At 71.9% G+C, this 16,412-nt stretch carries 17 protein-coding genes; 2 read left to right on the plus strand and 15 right to left on the minus strand.

The features are described 5' to 3' along the window. Window positions 1-50 precede the first annotated feature (50 nt). The 13 genes from ACTIE5_RS11855 to ACTIE5_RS11915 all read right to left on the minus strand — a co-directional run bounded on the left by ACTIE5_RS11855 (window position 51) and on the right by ACTIE5_RS11915 (window position 13,178). Window positions 51-1,076 (minus strand): amino acid ABC transporter substrate-binding protein, encoded by a 1,026-nt coding sequence (locus tag ACTIE5_RS11855; protein ID WP_439549908.1) that lies wholly within the window; start codon window positions 1,074-1,076, stop codon window positions 51-53. A 63-nt stretch (window positions 1,077-1,139) separates the two neighbouring features. After that, window positions 1,140-2,195 (minus strand): maleylacetate reductase, encoded by a 1,056-nt coding sequence (locus ACTIE5_RS11860; RefSeq protein ID WP_439549909.1) that lies wholly within the window; start codon window positions 2,193-2,195, stop codon window positions 1,140-1,142. After that, on the minus strand, window positions 2,192-2,902 hold the full coding sequence (locus ACTIE5_RS11865; RefSeq protein ID WP_439549910.1) for an ATP-binding cassette domain-containing protein: 711 nt from the start codon (window positions 2,900-2,902) through the stop codon (window positions 2,192-2,194). Before ACTIE5_RS11865 ends, ACTIE5_RS11860 begins: the two co-directional genes overlap by 4 nt. After that, window positions 2,902-4,161: an ABC transporter permease DevC gene (gene devC, locus ACTIE5_RS11870; RefSeq protein WP_439549911.1), complete on the minus strand. Its 1,260-nt coding sequence runs from the start codon at window positions 4,159-4,161 to the stop codon at window positions 2,902-2,904. Before devC ends, ACTIE5_RS11865 begins: the two co-directional genes overlap by 1 nt. Next, window positions 4,158-5,198 (minus strand): efflux RND transporter periplasmic adaptor subunit, encoded by a 1,041-nt coding sequence (locus ACTIE5_RS11875; protein ID WP_439549912.1) that lies wholly within the window; start codon window positions 5,196-5,198, stop codon window positions 4,158-4,160. Before ACTIE5_RS11875 ends, devC begins: the two co-directional genes overlap by 4 nt. Then, window positions 5,195-5,752 carry a TetR/AcrR family transcriptional regulator gene (locus tag ACTIE5_RS11880; RefSeq protein WP_439549913.1) on the minus strand — a complete coding sequence of 186 codons (558 nt, stop codon included), beginning with the start codon at window positions 5,750-5,752 and terminating at the stop codon, window positions 5,195-5,197. Before ACTIE5_RS11880 ends, ACTIE5_RS11875 begins: the two co-directional genes overlap by 4 nt. 81 nt (window positions 5,753-5,833) lie before the next feature. Then, the gene (locus ACTIE5_RS11885) at window positions 5,834-6,856 is read right to left on the minus strand and encodes an ABC transporter substrate-binding protein (RefSeq protein WP_439549914.1); all 1,023 of its coding nucleotides are present in this window, start codon (window positions 6,854-6,856) and stop codon (window positions 5,834-5,836) included. A 13-nt stretch (window positions 6,857-6,869) separates the two neighbouring features. Then, window positions 6,870-7,904, minus strand: coding sequence for a Rieske 2Fe-2S domain-containing protein (locus ACTIE5_RS11890; RefSeq protein ID WP_439549915.1), 1,035 nt, complete (start codon window positions 7,902-7,904; stop codon window positions 6,870-6,872). 96 nt (window positions 7,905-8,000) lie between these two features. Then, complete coding sequence (gene lpxK, locus ACTIE5_RS11895; protein ID WP_439549916.1) at window positions 8,001-8,987, minus strand: tetraacyldisaccharide 4'-kinase; 987 nt, start codon at window positions 8,985-8,987, stop codon at window positions 8,001-8,003. A 130-nt stretch (window positions 8,988-9,117) separates the two neighbouring features. Further along, entirely contained in the window at window positions 9,118-10,422 is a 1,305-nt protein-coding gene (locus tag ACTIE5_RS11900; RefSeq protein ID WP_439549917.1) for a 3-deoxy-D-manno-octulosonic acid transferase, read from the minus strand. A gap of 48 nt (window positions 10,423-10,470) precedes the next feature. Beyond that, on the minus strand, window positions 10,471-11,169 hold the full coding sequence (locus ACTIE5_RS11905; protein WP_439549918.1) for a lysophospholipid acyltransferase family protein: 699 nt from the start codon (window positions 11,167-11,169) through the stop codon (window positions 10,471-10,473). A 69-nt stretch (window positions 11,170-11,238) separates the two neighbouring features. Next, window positions 11,239-12,345, minus strand: coding sequence for a glycosyltransferase family 4 protein (locus ACTIE5_RS11910; RefSeq protein WP_439549919.1), 1,107 nt, complete (start codon window positions 12,343-12,345; stop codon window positions 11,239-11,241). 29 nt (window positions 12,346-12,374) lie between these two features. Further along, window positions 12,375-13,178 carry a UDP-2,3-diacylglucosamine diphosphatase gene (locus tag ACTIE5_RS11915; RefSeq protein ID WP_439549920.1) on the minus strand — a complete coding sequence of 268 codons (804 nt, stop codon included), beginning with the start codon at window positions 13,176-13,178 and terminating at the stop codon, window positions 12,375-12,377. A 237-nt stretch (window positions 13,179-13,415) separates the two neighbouring features. Between ACTIE5_RS11915 and ACTIE5_RS11920 the strand changes: the two genes are divergently transcribed. Both ACTIE5_RS11920 and ACTIE5_RS11925 read left to right on the plus strand, forming a co-directional pair. Continuing rightward, entirely contained in the window at window positions 13,416-14,285 is an 870-nt protein-coding gene (locus tag ACTIE5_RS11920; protein ID WP_439549921.1) for a diacylglycerol/lipid kinase family protein, read from the plus strand. A 72-nt stretch (window positions 14,286-14,357) separates the two neighbouring features. Continuing rightward, window positions 14,358-14,774: a hypothetical protein gene (locus ACTIE5_RS11925; RefSeq protein WP_439549922.1), complete on the plus strand. Its 417-nt coding sequence runs from the start codon at window positions 14,358-14,360 to the stop codon at window positions 14,772-14,774. 22 nt (window positions 14,775-14,796) lie between these two features. Here the strand turns inward: ACTIE5_RS11925 and ACTIE5_RS11930 are convergent, their stop codons facing one another. Together ACTIE5_RS11930 and ACTIE5_RS11935 are read right to left on the minus strand one after the other, a co-directional pair. Then, complete coding sequence (locus ACTIE5_RS11930; protein WP_439549923.1) at window positions 14,797-14,988, minus strand: hypothetical protein; 192 nt, start codon at window positions 14,986-14,988, stop codon at window positions 14,797-14,799. 186 nt (window positions 14,989-15,174) lie between these two features. Then, entirely contained in the window at window positions 15,175-16,209 is a 1,035-nt protein-coding gene (locus tag ACTIE5_RS11935) for an ABC transporter substrate-binding protein (RefSeq protein ID WP_439549924.1), read from the minus strand. Window positions 16,210-16,412 lie beyond the last annotated feature (203 nt).

A 16,412-nucleotide genomic window follows, 5' to 3' on the forward strand; every position in this document is an offset into this window, starting at 1 on the left:
TCCCCATGCCCCATCCGCCAGGGGCGAACCGCCCCTGGACCGTCTTCAGGCTACCGCAGCGGCAGCGCGTAGACCAAGCCGCCATTGGTCCAGAGGTTGTTCGGCCCGCGCGGCAAATTCACCGGCGTCTGAGGCCCGAAATGCCGGTCATACAGCTCCCCGTAATTCCCGATCGCGCGCACGACGTTGTAGGCCCAGGCGGGATCGATCTTGAGGGACTGCCCCAGTTCCGGCGTTACGCCCAGCAGGCGCCGCGTGTTCGGGTTCACGCTGGCGCGGCGCTGTTCCTCCGCATTCGCGCGCGTGATGCCCTGCTCCTCCGCCTCGATCACGGCGTAGGTGTACCAGCGCACCAGGTCGAACCATTCCTCGTCGCCCCGGCGGAGATAGGCGCCATAGGGTTCCTTGCTGAAGCGCTCCGACAGGATGGTCCAGTCCGCCGGCCGCGGCATCGATGAACGGACGCCCGCGAGCTGCGAGGCATCCGTCCCGAAGGCATCGCAGCGCCCGGCCTGCAGCGCCTCCGATGCCTGGTCGGTCCGTTCGAACACCACCGGCCGGAAGGGCACGTTGATGCTGCGGAAATAGTCCGCCGTCACCTGTTCGTTCGTCGTGCCCTGGATCAGGCAGATCGTCGCGCCGTTCAGCTCCGCCACGCGGGACACGCCGAGCGTGTTGCGCACCATGAAGCCGTGCCCGTCATAGAAATACGTCACGGCATGCCGCAGGCCGAGCGTGGTGTCCCGCAGCATGGTCTGGGTGGAGGTGCGGAACAGCACGTCGATCTCCCCCGATCCCAGCGCCGTGAAACGCGTGGAGGAGGACAGCCCGACGAAGCGCACCTTGCTGGCATCGTTGAAGATCGCGACAGCCAGGCCGCGGCAGAGATCCGCATCCATGCCCTGCCAGACACCGCGGCTGTCCGGCAGCGCGAAGCCGGCGACGCCGGTATGGATGCCGCAGACCAGCGTCCCCCGCGCGCGGACGGCATCAAGGGTGGGTCCCGCTACAGCGGGTGTGACGATGGCAGCGCATGCGGCAACAGCCGCGGCCGCGAGGCCTCGGAACCATGACATGATTGTTCTCCCTGTTCGACAGCGGCGGGATCGTCTCGCCGCCGGATACAGGGAGTCAATGACCTATCGTGACGGCGGCCGCCCCGCGAAGGCATCGCCCAGCAGCGCGCGGATGCCTTCCCGCGTCAGCGGCCGCGGATTGGGATAGGGGCTCCCCGCCGCGATCGCCGCCGCGCCGTCCAGATCGGATTCGGAAAGGCCCAGCGCCGCCAGGCTCATCGGCGCACCGATGCGGGACGCCAGGTCCCACAGCCCCCGCGCCGCATCCTCCGCCCCGATCGCCCGCGCCACGCGCGCCATCGCATCGCGGGCCGCCGGCGCGTTGAATCCCGTGGCATGCGGCAGCATCACCGAATGCGTCTCCGCATGGGGCAGGCCGAAGCTGCCGCCCAGCACGTGGCAGATCTTGTGGTGCAGCGCGATGGAAACGGCGCCGAGGCACGCCCCCGCCAGGAAGGCCCCCTGCAGCGCATCCGACCGCGCCGCCGCATCCCCCGCCACGCAGCGCGGCAAGGCCCCGGCGAGCAGCCGCAGCGATTCCTCCGCCATCAGCGACGTCACGGGATTGGCGTCCACGGCATAGAGCGCCTCCACCGCATGGGCCATCGCGTTCAGCCCCGATGTCGCGGTCAGCGCCGGCGGCATGGAAAGCGTGAGGTCGACGTCATAGACGGCAACCTCCGGCAGCACCGCGGCATCGCGGATGGCGATCTTGCGCGCACCCTCGGTCTGGCCCAGCAGCGGCGTCATCTCCGACCCCGCATAGGTCGTGGGCACCGCGATCTGCGGCAGGCCCGTGCGCAGCGCCAAGGCCTTGCCGAGCCCGATCGCGGACCCGCCGCCCAGCGCCACCAGGCAATCGCCGTCCAGCGCGCGCAATTCCGCCAGCGCCGCTTCCGTCACATCCACGGGCGTATGCATCGCCGCGGTCGCGATCACACCCGCGCCGCGATCGCCGAGCATCGCCAGGGTCGCCGCGCCCCGCCGCGCCTGCGTCGGCGTCACCACCACCACCGCGCGCCGCGCGCCCAGCCGGGCAACTTCCTCCGCCAGCGCCGCCAGCGTGCCGGTGCCGAAGACGACACGCCCAGGCGCCGCGTTCCATGTGAAGCGATTCACGCCGCCTTCTCCTTGCCCGCATCCACGATGCGCCCATCCTCCATGGACACGATCCGGTCCGCGATGTCGAGGATGCGCGGATCATGCGTCACCAGCAGGATCGGCACGCCGCGGGATTTCGCGAGGTTGCGCAGCAGCTTCACCACCTCCTGCCCGCTCGCCCTGTCGAGCGCCGCCGTCGGTTCATCCGCCAGCACCAGGCCAGGATCGGCCGCCAGCGCCCGCGCCACCGAAACGCGCTGCCGCTGCCCGCCGGAGAGCTGGGAGGGCAGCTTGTCCACGTGATCCGAGAGGCCCACGGCGCCCAGCAGTTCCGCCGCCCGCTTCATCCGCGCGGATTCGGCCATGGCGCCATCCTGTTCCAGCGCCATCGCGACATTCTGCCGCGCCGTCAGGAAACCCAGCAGGTTGTGGTTCTGGAAGATGAAGCCGATGCGCCGGCGCAGCTTCACGCGCGTGCCCTCGCTCGCGCCGCGCAGTTCCTCTCCCAGCACCTGCGCGCTGCCTTCCTGCATGGCGCGCAGCGCGCCGATCAGGGTCAGCAGCGTCGTCTTGCCGCTGCCCGAGGGCCCCGTCAGCAGCACGATCTCCCCGGGCTGCACCGCCAGCGTCACGTCCCGCAGCACCAGGCGCTTCAGCTCTCCCTCGCCATAGGCGTAGTTGAGGCCACGCAGATCGACGGGGATCGGCGAACGCAGCGTCTCCATCAGAACATGTCCGCGGGGTTGGCGTCCCGCAGCTTGCGCATCGCCAGCAGGCCCGCCACGGCGCACATGGTGAAGATCATCAGGAACACCGATGTCGCGCGCGACACATCCATCGCCAGCGGCAGGAAGGTCGCGGCCCCCACCACGTCATACAGGAAGGCGGAGAGGAGAAAGCCCGGGATGAAGCCGCCGATCGCCAGGATCAGCGACGCGCCCAGCACCACACGGCCGAGGTAGAAATTCGAATACCCCATCGCCTTCAGCGTCGCATATTCCTTGAGGTGGCCTGCGATATCGCTGAACAGGATCTGGTAGACGATCACCATCCCGACGACCAATCCCATCAGGCTGCCGAAGGCGAAGATGAAGCCGATCGGCGTCGCCTCCTCCCAGTATTTCCGCTCATGCGCGTTCAACTCGGCCTGCGTCATCACCATCGCATCCGCCGGCAGGATGTCCCGCAATTGCCGCTGCACGGCGAGCACGTCTGAACCCGGTCGCAGCTTGATGGCGACAAGGTCGATGGCCGCGACCTGGCGTTCCTTCACGACCCGTCGAAAGTTCACGTCGGACAGCACGAGGTTGCCGTCGGCACCGAAGCTGGGCCCGATCTCGATCAGCCCCACGACATCCACCTGCCGGTTGCCGACCTCCACCGCGAAGGGCCCGCGCTCCGCCAGCAGCCGCGGCACGGCGCCGAATTCGGGGCGGGACCGGCTGTCGAAGGCCACCGTGTCGGCGCGCTTCAGCTGCTCCACCAGCGGCGCCAGGCCGGGGAAGTCCAGCACCCCCGCATCGGTATCCACGCCGATCAGCTGGATCGCGCGGCGCGTGCCGTTCTCCGGGTTCCGCCATGTCGCCTGCGCCAGGTAGACCGGCACGGCGCGCTCCACCTCCGGCAGGGCCAGCACCTGGTAGGCCCGGCCGCGCGGCAGCGGTTCCGGCTTGAAGCTTGCCGTCGTCAGCGGGTGGATCAGGAACAGGTCGCCCCGCATGGCGCCGATCAGCGCGGTGGCGCTGTCGAACAGCGCAGCGCGGAAGCCCAGCTGCATGAAGACCAGCACGCAGGCGAACATCACGCCGGCGATGGCGGAGGCGAAGCGCGCCTTCTCGCTCCGCAACTGCCGCCAGGCGAGGCGCAGCGCCAGCAGCGTCGCGGCCGCGAAGCCCGGCGCCCGGCGCGGCGCGACGGAGGGCGTGCCCGCCGGCGTCGCCAGTTCCGGCGCCCAGGGAAGCAGCGGGGGCAGCTGGTCGTTCACGGCCGTATCGCCACCTGCACCTGCATGTTGGACCGCCGCGCCAGCGCCGCCACGCCATCGGCACCCAACGCGAGGCGCACCTCCACCGTCCGCGCATCCACCGCCGCCACCGGGTCCGTCCCCGCCTGCGTCGTGCGCCGCACCTGCCAGCCGATCTCCCGCACCACCGCCGCGAAGCGCCGCGCCTCCCCCGGCACAAGCACTTCCGCCGCCGCACCGGGGCGGAGCCGCGCGAGGTCCGTCTCGAACACATCGGCCACGACATCGATGGCCGAGAGGTCCGCCATCTCCAGCACCCCATCGGTCGGCACGCGTTCGCCGGCGCGCGCGATCACGCGCAGCACCGTGCCCGCGATTGGTGCCCGCAGCCGGGCCATCGCGGCTTCCGCCCGGGCCCGCGCCACCGCCGCCTCGGCCGCCGCGAATTCGGCCTCGGCCAGCGCCAGGTCTTCCGGGCGCGGGCTCAGCAGCGTCTCCAGCGTGGCCTGCGCCTCCGCGCGCTCCGCCCGGGCGCGGTTGGCGGCGAAGCGGGCGCGTTCCGCCGTCGCCTCCGCTCCGGCGCCGCTGCGCTCCAGCCGTTCCGCACGCTCCGCATCCCGGCGGGCGGAGGCCTCGGCGCTGGTCACCGCCTCGATCCGCGCGCGCTGGGCCGCGATCTCCGATGGCCTGCCGGCGGCGCGGGTGCGGTCCAGCCTGGCGCGGGCCTGCGCCAGCTGCGCCTCCGCCTGCGCCAATGCGGCATCCTTCAGCCCCGCATCATGGAATTCCGCCACCACCTGGCCGGCGGCGACCACATCGCCCTCCGCCACCAGCAGCCGGTCGATCCGCGCGCCTTCCTGGCTGTTCCCAGGCGCGAGGCGCCGGATGCGCGAGGCGGGCTCCACCCGCCCCAGCGCGCCGACACCAGCGGGCCCGGCCGGTGCGGCCGGCGCCACCACGGGCGCGGGCGCCGCGCCGGGCTGCATCGCCTGGAACCCCGCCGCCAGCGCGGCCACCACCGCCACGCCGCCCAGCAGCAGTTTCGTGCGGCGCGTCATGGCGCGGCCTCCAGCAGCCGTTCAAGCGCGCCCCGCATGGCGCGCAAATCATCGGGGCCAAAGGTGTAGAGGCCGAAGACGTGGGACATGAACAGCCCGTCCGTCGCCGCCATGATGGCGAGGCCCGCGCCCGGCGCCAGGCCATCTTCCGCCACCGCGATGCGCATGCGGTCGAACACCGCGCGCACGGGGTCGAGCAGCGCGCGGTCATGGTGGAAGGCCGCCAGGAAGACCGCCGCCGCGCGGTCCTGGTGTTCGCAGGCCATCTCATCGAAGGCCCAGGCCAGCATCGCCCGCGCCACGCGGCCGGGGCCTTCCGCCTGCGCCGCCACGGTCGCGTCGAAATCGGCGGTGATGCTGTCCGCCAGCCGCCCCAGCATCCCGGCCAGCAGCGCCTCCTTGGAGGCGAAGTGATACAGCAGCCCGCCCTTGGACACGCCGGCATCCCGCGCCACCGCTTCCAGCGTCATCGCCGGCACCCCGCGCGCCTGCACGATCGCCTCCGCGGCGTCGAGGACACGGGTGCGCGCATCGGGCGGCGGCTGCGTGGTCACGGAGGGAGCATGATTCATGCCCCTCAACTAAACCGGCCGGACGGTCTGTCAAGACCCAACCGTCCAGCCGGTACAGTTCGGTCAGGCGACCAGGCGATCCGCCCGTGCCGGCAGGTAGGCGTCGGTATAGAGTTCCGCCGCCGAGGGCCTGCGGGGGAAGCGATAGACCCGCTCCAGGATGCCGAGCCCGGCCTCCAGCCGCGCCGGCACCACCGCCGACAGGCCGTTCGCCTTCACGTGATCGGTCATGATCATCTCATCCACCACGATCCGGCTGCGCGCGGTCTCCAGCGCCAGGTCGGACAGCGGCTCCGCCTCCTTCACCGTCGTCGCCGCCGCCGCGGGGTCGCGCACCATCAGCTGCACGCCGCGGCTGATGCCCCGCACGATGCCGCGGACGATGTCGGGGTTGGCCTCCGCATAGCGCCGCGTGGTGATGACGCCGTTCGAGTACAGCGGCACGCCAAAGTCCCGGTAGCGCATGATGTTCTGCTGCGCCCGCGCCACGCCCAACCCTTCCAGGCTGATGACGGCGGAGCTGACGAAGCCCGTGATCGCATCCGCCTGGCCCCGCACCAGCATCGGCTCCCGCAATTCAGGGGAGACGCTGATCCAGTTGACCTTGCTGGCATCGAAGCCCGCCGCTTCGGCAAACACGGGAAAGATCTGTCGCCCCGCATCGCCCTCCGGCGCCGCCAGCCGCCGGCCCTCCAGATCCTTCGGCTCCCGGATGGGCCCGCCGGCGCGGGAGACGCAGACCAGCGGCAGACCGTCGAAGGTCATCATCACGCAGATCATGCCGATGGACGGATTCTCCGCCGCGAAGCGCGCCATGGAGGAGAAGTCGCCGAAGCCGATGTCATAGGCGCCACCGGCGATGTCGACGGGCACGCGGCCCGATCCGAAGCCGCGGTTGACGCGCGCATCGATCCCTTCCTCCCGGAAATAGCCCAGGCGGTGCGCGGCGATGGCGAAGGCGGAGGCGCCGGAGAAGGCCCAGTCCAGCGTGAAGCGCGTGCTGCGCATCTGCGCCCGCGCATGCAGCGCGGGCAGCGACAGCCCGGCGCCGAGGCCGGCGATGAGGGTGGCGCGACGGGTGATCATCGGGGTCATCTCCTCAGGCGGCCTTGGAGGGAACGGCGATGGCGGGGTCGGAATAGCGCTCCACGATCTCGCGCAGCTTCTTGCGCGCCATGTTGTTCGCCTTGTCCGCAGGCATGCCGGCTTCCGGCGTCTCCCACGGCATGATCGGCACATCGGGGCGCGTGGATTCCAGGATGAAGCGGTCCTCCGACGTCACCTTGCGGTCATGCGCGATGGCGGCGGCGGCGGGCACCTGTTCCTCGGTGTCGTTCCTCATGCAGAACTGCGTGAAGATGATCTTCCGGTCCGCCAGCGGCGTGCCGGCGGTGAAGATGATGTGCTGCACCCCGTTCGGGAACTTGATGTGCAGCCGGCGCGCGCAGGGCGCCCACCAGGTCGCGGTGCGGTCGCGCACCGTCGTCTCCTCCTTGATCCCCGTGTAGTCCTGGCCGACCTGCCGGTTCGCCACCGGCACGATGGAGCGGGAGATGATGCCGAACTCCGTCTCCTCCACATCCTCGGCGGGCGGGACGGGGTTCTTGATGTCGCCCTGCGTCTCCCGGTGCACGAAGGCGACATGGGCGAGGTCGAAGAAATTATCGGCGAGGCGGAACAGCGACATGTCCCATTCCTCGTGGAAGCAGTCGATGAAGCGGAACCCCTCCGCGCCGAATTCCGGCAGATGGGGGATGTCCATCAGCGGCTCCTCCACCGCGACCCACACATACTCGTAGCGCACAGCCACGTGGTACTTCTTCACGAAGGCCCGGGCCGCGATCTCCGGCGTCAGGCCGGGGCGCTGCGGGATGCTGGTGCAGTGGCCGTCGGCGCCGAAGGCCCAGCCGTGATAGGGGCAGCGGATCGAATCCCCGATGATCTCCCCCAGAGAGAGCTTGGCCGCGCGGTGGCAGCATTCATCGCGAAGGGCGGAGACGGTGCCATCCGCCGCCTGCCAGATCACCATGTCCTCGCCGAACAGGCTGAAGGGCTGCGGCCCCGCCTTCAGCTTCGCGACCGGCATCGCGACGTACCAGAATTTCCGGAATACCGGGGCGTCCCCGACTTTCATGCGATCTCTCCGTCCTTCAGGCGGGACGGCGGGATGCAAGCGGCGCGCCAGCGCAGCAGGGCCCGATCGGGCCCCTGCTGCACCAGGAAGCGGCAATCAGGCCGGGATCGGCACCCGCTGCGCCAGCGGGTCGAGCAGGCTCTCGATCTCCGCCGATTCCTCCCATTGCAGCGTCACCGTCACCACGGTCACGCGGCTGCGGAACTGCGCGGGGATGCGGACGAAATCCTTCTTCGTCGTCACCAGCAGGGCGCGCGCGGCCTCGGCCTGCGCCAGCAGGTCCTGGATCTCCCCGGCATCGTACTGGTAGTGGTCGCCGAAGGATTCGCGCCCCGCCAGCACGGCGCCGGATTCCTGGAGCGTGGCGAAGAATTTGCGCGGGTTGGCGATGCCGCAGAAGGCGAAGACGGGCTGGCCGCGCAGCATCGCCGCTTCCGGCCCCGCCGCCAGCTTCGCCCGCAGCACGCGCATCCCGGGCGGCAGTTGCGCCAGCGCGCCCGTCTCATCCTCCCCGATCAGCACGGCGGCCTGGCAGCGCGCGGCGGCGGCGGCCACGGGTTCGCGCAGCGGCCCGGCCGGGATGATCTGCCCGTTGCCGAAGCCGAAGCCCCCATCGATGATCAGCAGGGACAGGTCCTTGGCGAGCCCCGGATTCTGCAGCCCGTCATCCATCACGATGGCGCGGGCATTGCCCTCGATCGCGGCCTTGGCGCCCAGTGCGCGGTCGGCGGAGACCCAGGTGGGGCGCACATCCGCCAGCAGCAGCGCCTCATCCCCCACCAGCGTGCTGTCATGCGTCGCGGGATCGACGCGCAGCGGCCCCTTGGTGGTGCCGCCATAGCCCCGCAGCAGGAAATGCGCGGCCACGCCGCGATCCGCCAGCCGCCGCCCGATATCGAGGGCGACCGTCGTCTTCCCCGCGCCGCCCGCCGTGGCATTGCCGCAGCAGATCACCGGCACCGGCGCCTGCCAGCCCGGCCGCGCCATGCGCCGCGCCGTCGCCTGGGCATAGAGTGCCGAAAATGGGGCGAGCAGCAGGGGCATCACGCCACCGCCGCCCGCCCAGAAGGCGGGTGCTCGCATCGTGCCTAACCGTTCCTCGACCCTTGTTGGTGCCCTTGCGGGCGCTACGCGACGGGGGCCCGGGGGCGGGACGCCCGCCATGGCCATTCAGCACTCGACCGGCCGGCCACGCCCCCGAGGCGGCCTGGGGTCAGGCCGGGGGCAGCAGATCGACCAGCGCCTCCGCCACCCGGCCCGGCAGCCCGGCATGCGCATCGGCAATCCCGGAGGCGGCGGTTATCATCGCCTGCGCCCGGGCCCCATCGGATAGCACGCCCGCCACTTCCTCCGCCAGCGCCCCGCCCGGCCCGCCCCCGGGCGCCGCCAGCGCCACACGGATCGCGCCGCCCGCGGCCAGCAGCCGGTCCACCGATTCCTCGAAATTCTGGGTATGCGGGCCGAACAGGATGGGGCAGCCGAGGCGCGCCGCCTCCAGCGGGTTCTGCCCGCCATGCGGCACCAGGCTGCCGCCGATCAGCGCCACCCGCGCCACCCGGTAGAACAGGCCGAGCTCCCCCAGCGTATCCGCGACATAGACCGAAACCCCCGGCCCCGGCGCCCCGCCACCCGTCCGCCGCGCCACCGCGCCCGTCACAAGCGCACCGGCTTGCGCCGCAACGCTCTCCCCCCGCTCCGGGTGCCGCGGCACCAGCACCGTCAGCAGGTCAGGGAAGCGCGGCAGCAGCGCCTGGTGCGCGGCGACCACCTGCGCCTCCTCCCCCGGATGGGTGGAGGCGGCGAGGAACACCGGCCGCGCGCCGAGCAGCGCCCGCAGCCGCGCCAGCGCCGCCGCATCCGCCGGCAGCGGCGCCGCCGCGGCCTTGAGGTCCCCCCAGCACAGCGCCCCCGGCGCGCCCAGCGCGGCCAGCCTGGCCCGGTCCCCTTCCGACCGCGCCAGCACCAGGCGGAAGCCGCCCAGCGCCTCCCCCGCCAGCGCCGGCGCGCGCCGCCAGCGGGCGAAGGAACGCCCGCTCATCCGCCCATTGACCAGCGCCATGGGCAGGCCCCGCCTGCGGGCGGCGGCCAGCAGGTTCGGCCACAACTCGCTTTCCACGAAGGCCGCCGCATCCGGGCGCCAGCCATCGAGGAACCTGGCCACCCAGCCCGGCACGTCGAGCGGCATGAACCGATGCTCCACCCGCGCCGCCATCGCCGGCGCCAGGCGCCGTCCCAGCATCTCCGCCCCCGTCACCGTGCCGGTCGTGACCAGGAAGCGCAGCCCAGCATCGCGCGCGGCCATCGCCTCCAGCACCGGCAGGGCGGACACCGTCTCCCCCACGCTGGCCGCATGCAGCCAGAACAGGCGGCCGGCGGGCCGCGCCGCGCCGCCGCCGCGCCGTTCCTCGACCCGGCCGGGAATCTCCTTGCCGATGCGCAGACGCCGGCGGAAATGCAGCGCGAGGAAGGGCGCGATCATCCGCGCCCCCACCGCCCAGGCGCGTCCCGCGAGACTCATGGCCCCGCCTCCGGCAGGAGGCTCATCGCGCTTCCTCCGGCAGGAGGCTCATATCGCGGGCTCGGCCGGGATGCCGCAGGCCGCATCCGCCGCCGCGCAGGCCGCATCCAGCGCGGCCTCGATCGCCGGCAGCGCCGCCGCCGCGCCATCCCGCGGCACCTCGATCAGCGGCCCGCAGGCCAGCACGCCGCGGCCGAAGGGCAGCGGGAACATCATCCGGTCCCAGGACCCCAGCCGCCGATGCGCGGAGGACGCCGCCCCCAGCGGCACCACCGCCGCGCCGGACAGCGCCGCAAGCTGCGCCACCCCCGGCGCCGCACGCCGCCGCGGCCCACGCGGCCCGTCCGGCGTGATGAGGATGGGGTCGCCCCCCTTCAGCGTCCGCAGCAGCCCGGCCAGCGCCATGGCTCCGCCGCGGCGGGAGGACCCATAGACCATCTCCACCCCGAAGCGCCGCACGGCATCCCCGATGAAGCGGCCGTCGCGATGCTGGCTGACCAGGACCCTCGGCGTGACGCGCAGCGCCGCGGGTTCCGCCGCCCCCGCCAGGGCGCGCAGCGGCGGGACCATCGGCAGGCGCTCATGCCAGAAGGCGATCACCAGCGGCTCCCCGGCCGCGATCCGCGCCAGGGCCGGCCCGGCGCCCACCAGTTCCCAGCGGGAGGTCCTGACCACCAGCACCAGATACAGCCCCACCAGCCGCGCCAGCACCGCCTGGGTGGCGGGATGCCGGATCAGCTTGCGCATGGGGGTGCAGCGTCGGGGCCGCGCAATCTTGTCGCCATCAAGGCATCCGCGTAGCACGGCGAGACGGCGTTAGGGAATTGAGCCCCCCTCAAGCCCCATGGCACGCCCAGTGGCACGCCACACGGCCGGCACCAGGCTGTCCCGGAACCGCCGTGCGCAGGCGTCCCAGGAAAACCCCGCCGCATGGGCCCGGCAGGCCGCCCGGTCCGCGCCCAGCGCCGCCAGGCAGGCGGCGCGCAGGTCCTGATCCAGCGCGCCCACCGGCGCATCCCCGATCACATCCAGCGGCCCCGTCACCGGATAGGCCGCGACCGGCGTGCCGCTCGCCAGCGCCTCCAGCAGCACCAGGCCGAAGGTATCGGTGCGCGACGGGAAGACGAAGACATCCGCCGCGGCATAGGACCGCGCCAGCCGCCCATTCTCCCGCCACCCCGCGAAATGCGCGTCGGGGAAGCGCCGCATCAGCGCCGCGCGCTGCGGCCCATCCCCCACCACGACCTTGCTGCCCGGCAGGTCGAGGGCGAGGAACGCCTCCAGGCTCTTCTCCACCGCCACGCGCCCGGCCACCAGGAAGATCGGCCGCGGCAGCCCCTCCCACGGCTCGGGCTCGCCCCGCGCATCGGGGTTGAACCTGTCGAGGTCCACGCCCCGCGACCACGGCACGACAGGGGCAAAACCCCGCCCCTGCAACTCCGCCGCCAGCGACGGCGTGGCGCAGAGGACGCCCGATGACGGCCGATGGAAATGGCGCATCAGCGCCCAGGACCAAGCCTTCGGGATGCGCGTACGCGCATGGAGGTAGTCCGGGAATTTGGTGTGGAAGGAGGAGGTGAAGCGCCATCCCCGCTTCCGGCAGATCGCCCGCATCGCCCAGCCCAGCGGCCCCTCGGTCGCGATGTGCAGCGCGTCCGGCCGGAATTCATCGACCAGCCGCGCCAGGCGCCGCCGCGGCGCGATGGCCAGGCGGATCTCGGCATAGCCCGGCATCGGCGCGGTGACGAACCGGTCCGGCCCGATCACCGCGACCTCGTCGCCGCCGGCGCGCAGCACCGCGACCACCGCCTGCAGCGTGCGCACCACGCCATTCACCTGCGGCAGCCAGGCGTCGGAGACGATGAGGATGCGCCGCTTCCCCACGGCAAGCCCCGGCGTGCCCGGCATCGCGAAGGCCCCCATGCCCCAGACCCGGTCCGTGTCCAATGCCGTCAGGCGGCCTGCGGCTCGGGCGTGGCCTCGCCACGGAAGAAGCTCAGCCGGTTCTCCCGCGCCCAGTCCACCAGCTCGAACCGTCCATCGGCGTGTTCCACCAGCGCGGTGCAGCTTTCCACCCAGTCGCCATCATTCATGTAGAGGATGCCCTGAACATCCCGCATCTCCGCGTGGTGGATGTGGCCGCAGACCACGCCATCCAGCCCGCGCCGCCGCGCTTCCTGCGCCAGCGCCACCTCGAACCGATCGATCGCGGCGACCGCGCCCTTCACCTGGCGCTTCAGCCATTGCGAGAGCGACCAGTAGGGATAGCCGAAGCGCCGTCGGAGCGCGTTGAACCAGCGGTTCATTCCCAGCGCCGCGTCATAGGCCCAGTCGCCGAGATGGGCGATGAACTTGGCGTAGCGCACGACGCTGTCGAATTCATCGCCATGGATCACCAGCAGGCGCCGCCCATCCGCCGTGCGGTGCACCGCTTCCTGCGCCAGGCGGATGCCGGCGAATTCCAGCCCGGTCCAGGCGCGGAACATCTCGTCATGATTGCCGGGGATGTAGGTGACATCCGTTCCCGCCCGCGCCATGCGCAGCACCAGTCGGATCACCTCGTCATGATCGGCATCCCAGTACCAGGATTTGCGCAGCCGCCATCCATCGATGATGTCGCCGACCAGATAGAGTTTCTCGCATTCCACGGACCGCAGGAACTGCGCGGCGAAATCCGCGCGGCATCCGCGCGTGCCGAGGTGCAGATCCGAGAGGAACACCGTCCGATAGCGCCGCTTCGTCTCGGTTCCGGTCATGCGTCAGCGCCTCGCGATCTTCCGTGTCGTGCCGGCAGATCAACGCCAGCGCATCGCGCAACGCGCCGATCGGCCCGCCGTTGCGCGACCGCGCTGTAACGCGCCCGCACGGGGCGTGACGTGAATCTTGCATGAAGGCACACGCAGGACCTGCGGTGGGGTGATGCGGCGCGCGCATGTCACGCGCCCGTCAACGCAAGGACCGCGAATCGTCACGCTTGCGCGCGAAAAGTCCCCATGCTCGTCATCTTCAACCCCACCGCGGGCGCGGGCCGCCGGCGGCGCCTGTCGCGCGCCATCGACTGGCTGTGCCGCGAAGGCCTGCCGCCCGATGTCGCGGAAACGCGCGCGCCCGGCGATGCCCGGCTGATCGCGGCGGAAGCCGCCGCGCGCGGAAGGCGCGTGATCGTCGCGGCGGGCGGGGACGGCACCATCGCGGAAGTCGCCGCCGGCATCGCGGGCAGCGATGCCACGCTCGGCATCCTGCCGCTCGGCACCGCGAATGTGCTGGCCTGGGAACTCGGCGTGCCGCTGGTGCCGGAGGAAGCGGCCGCACTGCTCGCCACCGCCCGGCCCCGCCCGATCTGGCCGGGCGTGATCACCGACGAAGCCGGCGGGCAGCGGCTGTTCGTGCAGATGGCGGGCGCGGGATTCGACGCGGCCGTCGTGCACGGGCTGGACCTGCGGCTGAAGCGGCGCCTCGGCCGCGCCGCCTATGTGCTGCAGGCGCTGCGGGAAGTCGCGCGCCACCCCTTCACGCCGATCGAGGCCGTGCTGGACGGCATGCCGCACCGCGCCACCAGCGTCATCGTCACCAAGGGGCGGCTCTATGCCGGACGCCATCTACTCGCCCCCGCCGCGCGGCCCGCCGCGCCGGGCTTCCAGGTCGCGCTGCTGGCCGCCACCGGGCCCGCCGGCGTGGTCGGCGCCGCCCTCGCCCTGCCGCTCGGCCTGCTGCCGCGCCTGGGGCTACTCAGGCTGATGCCCGCCAGCCGCGTCAGCCTGGCCGGCAGTGGCGTCGCGCTCCAGGCGGATGGGGACCCGGCGGGCTGCCTCCCCGCCCGGATCGAGGACGCGCCCGCGCCCATCCCCATCCTGCTGCCCTGACCCGTTCAGCCTTCCTTCAGCGGGAAGGCGATAGCGTCACCGGTCAATCGCCGCCGGGAACAGCGCCACGCCATGCCGAAGGAGGTCCGCCACATCCTGTTCACGCCGGAGGAATTGCTGCGCGCGATCATGGAGCAGGCGATGCAGGGCCGCCCCACGCCCGCGCAGACCCCGGACAGCTTCACGCTGGAACTCGCCGCCGATCCGCGCGGCGATGTCGTGGCCCGCATCGTCCGCCGCCGCGCCGGCGGAAGATCCACCATGTCCTGGGAAGTCTCGCGCCAGGAACTGCACCAGGTGCTGCTGACCCTGTGCCGCGGCGCGCGCATCCCTCTGCCGGTGCGGGGCGACAAGCGCCTCGGCCTCGCCGGCGCCAATCTGTGCCTGACCGTCGTGACGGGCGCCCATCCTGGCCCGCCGATGGTCGGCGATGGCAGCATCCGCTACGCCGACCCTGAACTGGCGCCCTTCATGCCCGTGCCGGTGTAGCGCCGAAACCCGCGCGCCTGTCTCAGACCGCGCGTTCGCGGGAGAGGGCGATCATCGCCGCGCTCAACCCCGCGCCCAGCGACACCACCCCGAACCCGGCCGCGGTGGCGATGCCCATCAGGCCGAACCCCATGGCCGGCACCAGCGCCAGCGCCACGGTGGACATGCCGGCCAGGGCGGTGAAGCCGGCCAGGAGGCAAAGGGCGATCAACACGGCAGCACCTCCTCGGGAAGGGGCGGGCCCGGGGAACGGTCCCCGGGGGTAAAGACGGCGGGGGGCAAAGATGGCGATGGATTGTCGTATACGCCTTTTTTCCGCCACGTTCCAACCACGAAAAAGGGAGGCCCCGAAGGCGCCTCCCCGTCCCGGAAACCGTTGTCGCCTTGGCAGCCTCAAATATCACCCCGCCGCGGCGGGAAGGCGCAGCTGCTCGGCCGGCGGCAGGAACTGCGGCATGTAGAAATCCTCCGCCGCCAGCGTCGCGCTGATGTTGAAGGCCGCGCGGATGGTCTCGATGGAGGCCTGGACGCGGGGCATCGGCAGGTTGCCGAAGCCGCCGGACAGCACCTCCGGCGTCCGCACGAATTCGAAATTCGCCGCCAGGCGTTCCTTCTCCAGCGCCACCGGCGCCGTCGCGTCCCGCCGCACCAGCGCCGCGATCGCGGCATCGGGGTCGCGCAGCGCGTCCAGGTGCCCACGGATGATGGCGCGGATCATGCCCGTCACGATGCGCGGGTTGGCGTCCGCGTAGCTTTTGCGCACCTGCAGCCCGGTGGAGAGCAGCGCCACGCCAAAGCTGGAATAGCGCATCACCACGATATCGGCGCGCGGCACGCCCAGCGCCAGCAGGCTGAACACGCCCGATGTCTCGAACCCCGTGATGGCGTCCGCGTCGCCGCGCGCCAGCATCGGCTCCCGCAGCTGCGGCGTGACGGTGATCCAGTTGATCCGCGCGGTATCGATGCTGGTGGCGCGGGCGAAGGCCGGGAAGAACTGGCGGCCGCCATCCGTCTCCGGCGCCGCGATTCGCTTGCCTTCAAGGTCCTTCGGCGCGCGGATGTTGGTGCGTCGCAGCGTGATGGCGGACAACGGGCTGCCCTGGGCCAGCACGAAGGGGCAGATCACATCGGTGCCGGGCTGGGTCAGCCGCAGGCGGATGGTGGCGGAGATGTCGCCGACGCCGAATTCATAGGCGCCGGTGGCGATCTTCACCGGCACGTCGCCCGCGCCGAAGCCGCGGTCGATGGTGACGGCGAGCCCTTCGTCCCGGTAGTAGCCCCGCTCCAGCGCCAGCAGGTAGGGCGCCTGCGGCCCCTGGAAGGCCCAGTCCAGCGAGAAGCGGATGGGTGTCAGCGCGCCCTGCGCATCCGCGATCCGGGGGGTGGCGAGCAGGCCGCCGGCGGCGGCCAGCAGCGTGCGTCGGGTGGTGGTCATGATCCGCCTCTCCTGCGCGGCCGGTTGGTGGCCGTTGGTTATGAGGATGGCGAAGCAATGGGCGTGCCGGTTGCCGCAGGGGGAGCGCTGCTCCCCCTGCACCCCCTCGCCAAGGGCCAGCTGGCCCTTGGAACCCAGGCCATTGACGATGGTCCAGGGGGGTCTCCCCCCTGGCGGTAGGGGTGTGGGGAAGGCAGCGCCTT

Source organism: Falsiroseomonas sp., assembly GCF_051859025.1.
Classification (GTDB): Bacteria; Pseudomonadota; Alphaproteobacteria; order Acetobacterales; family Acetobacteraceae; genus Falsiroseomonas.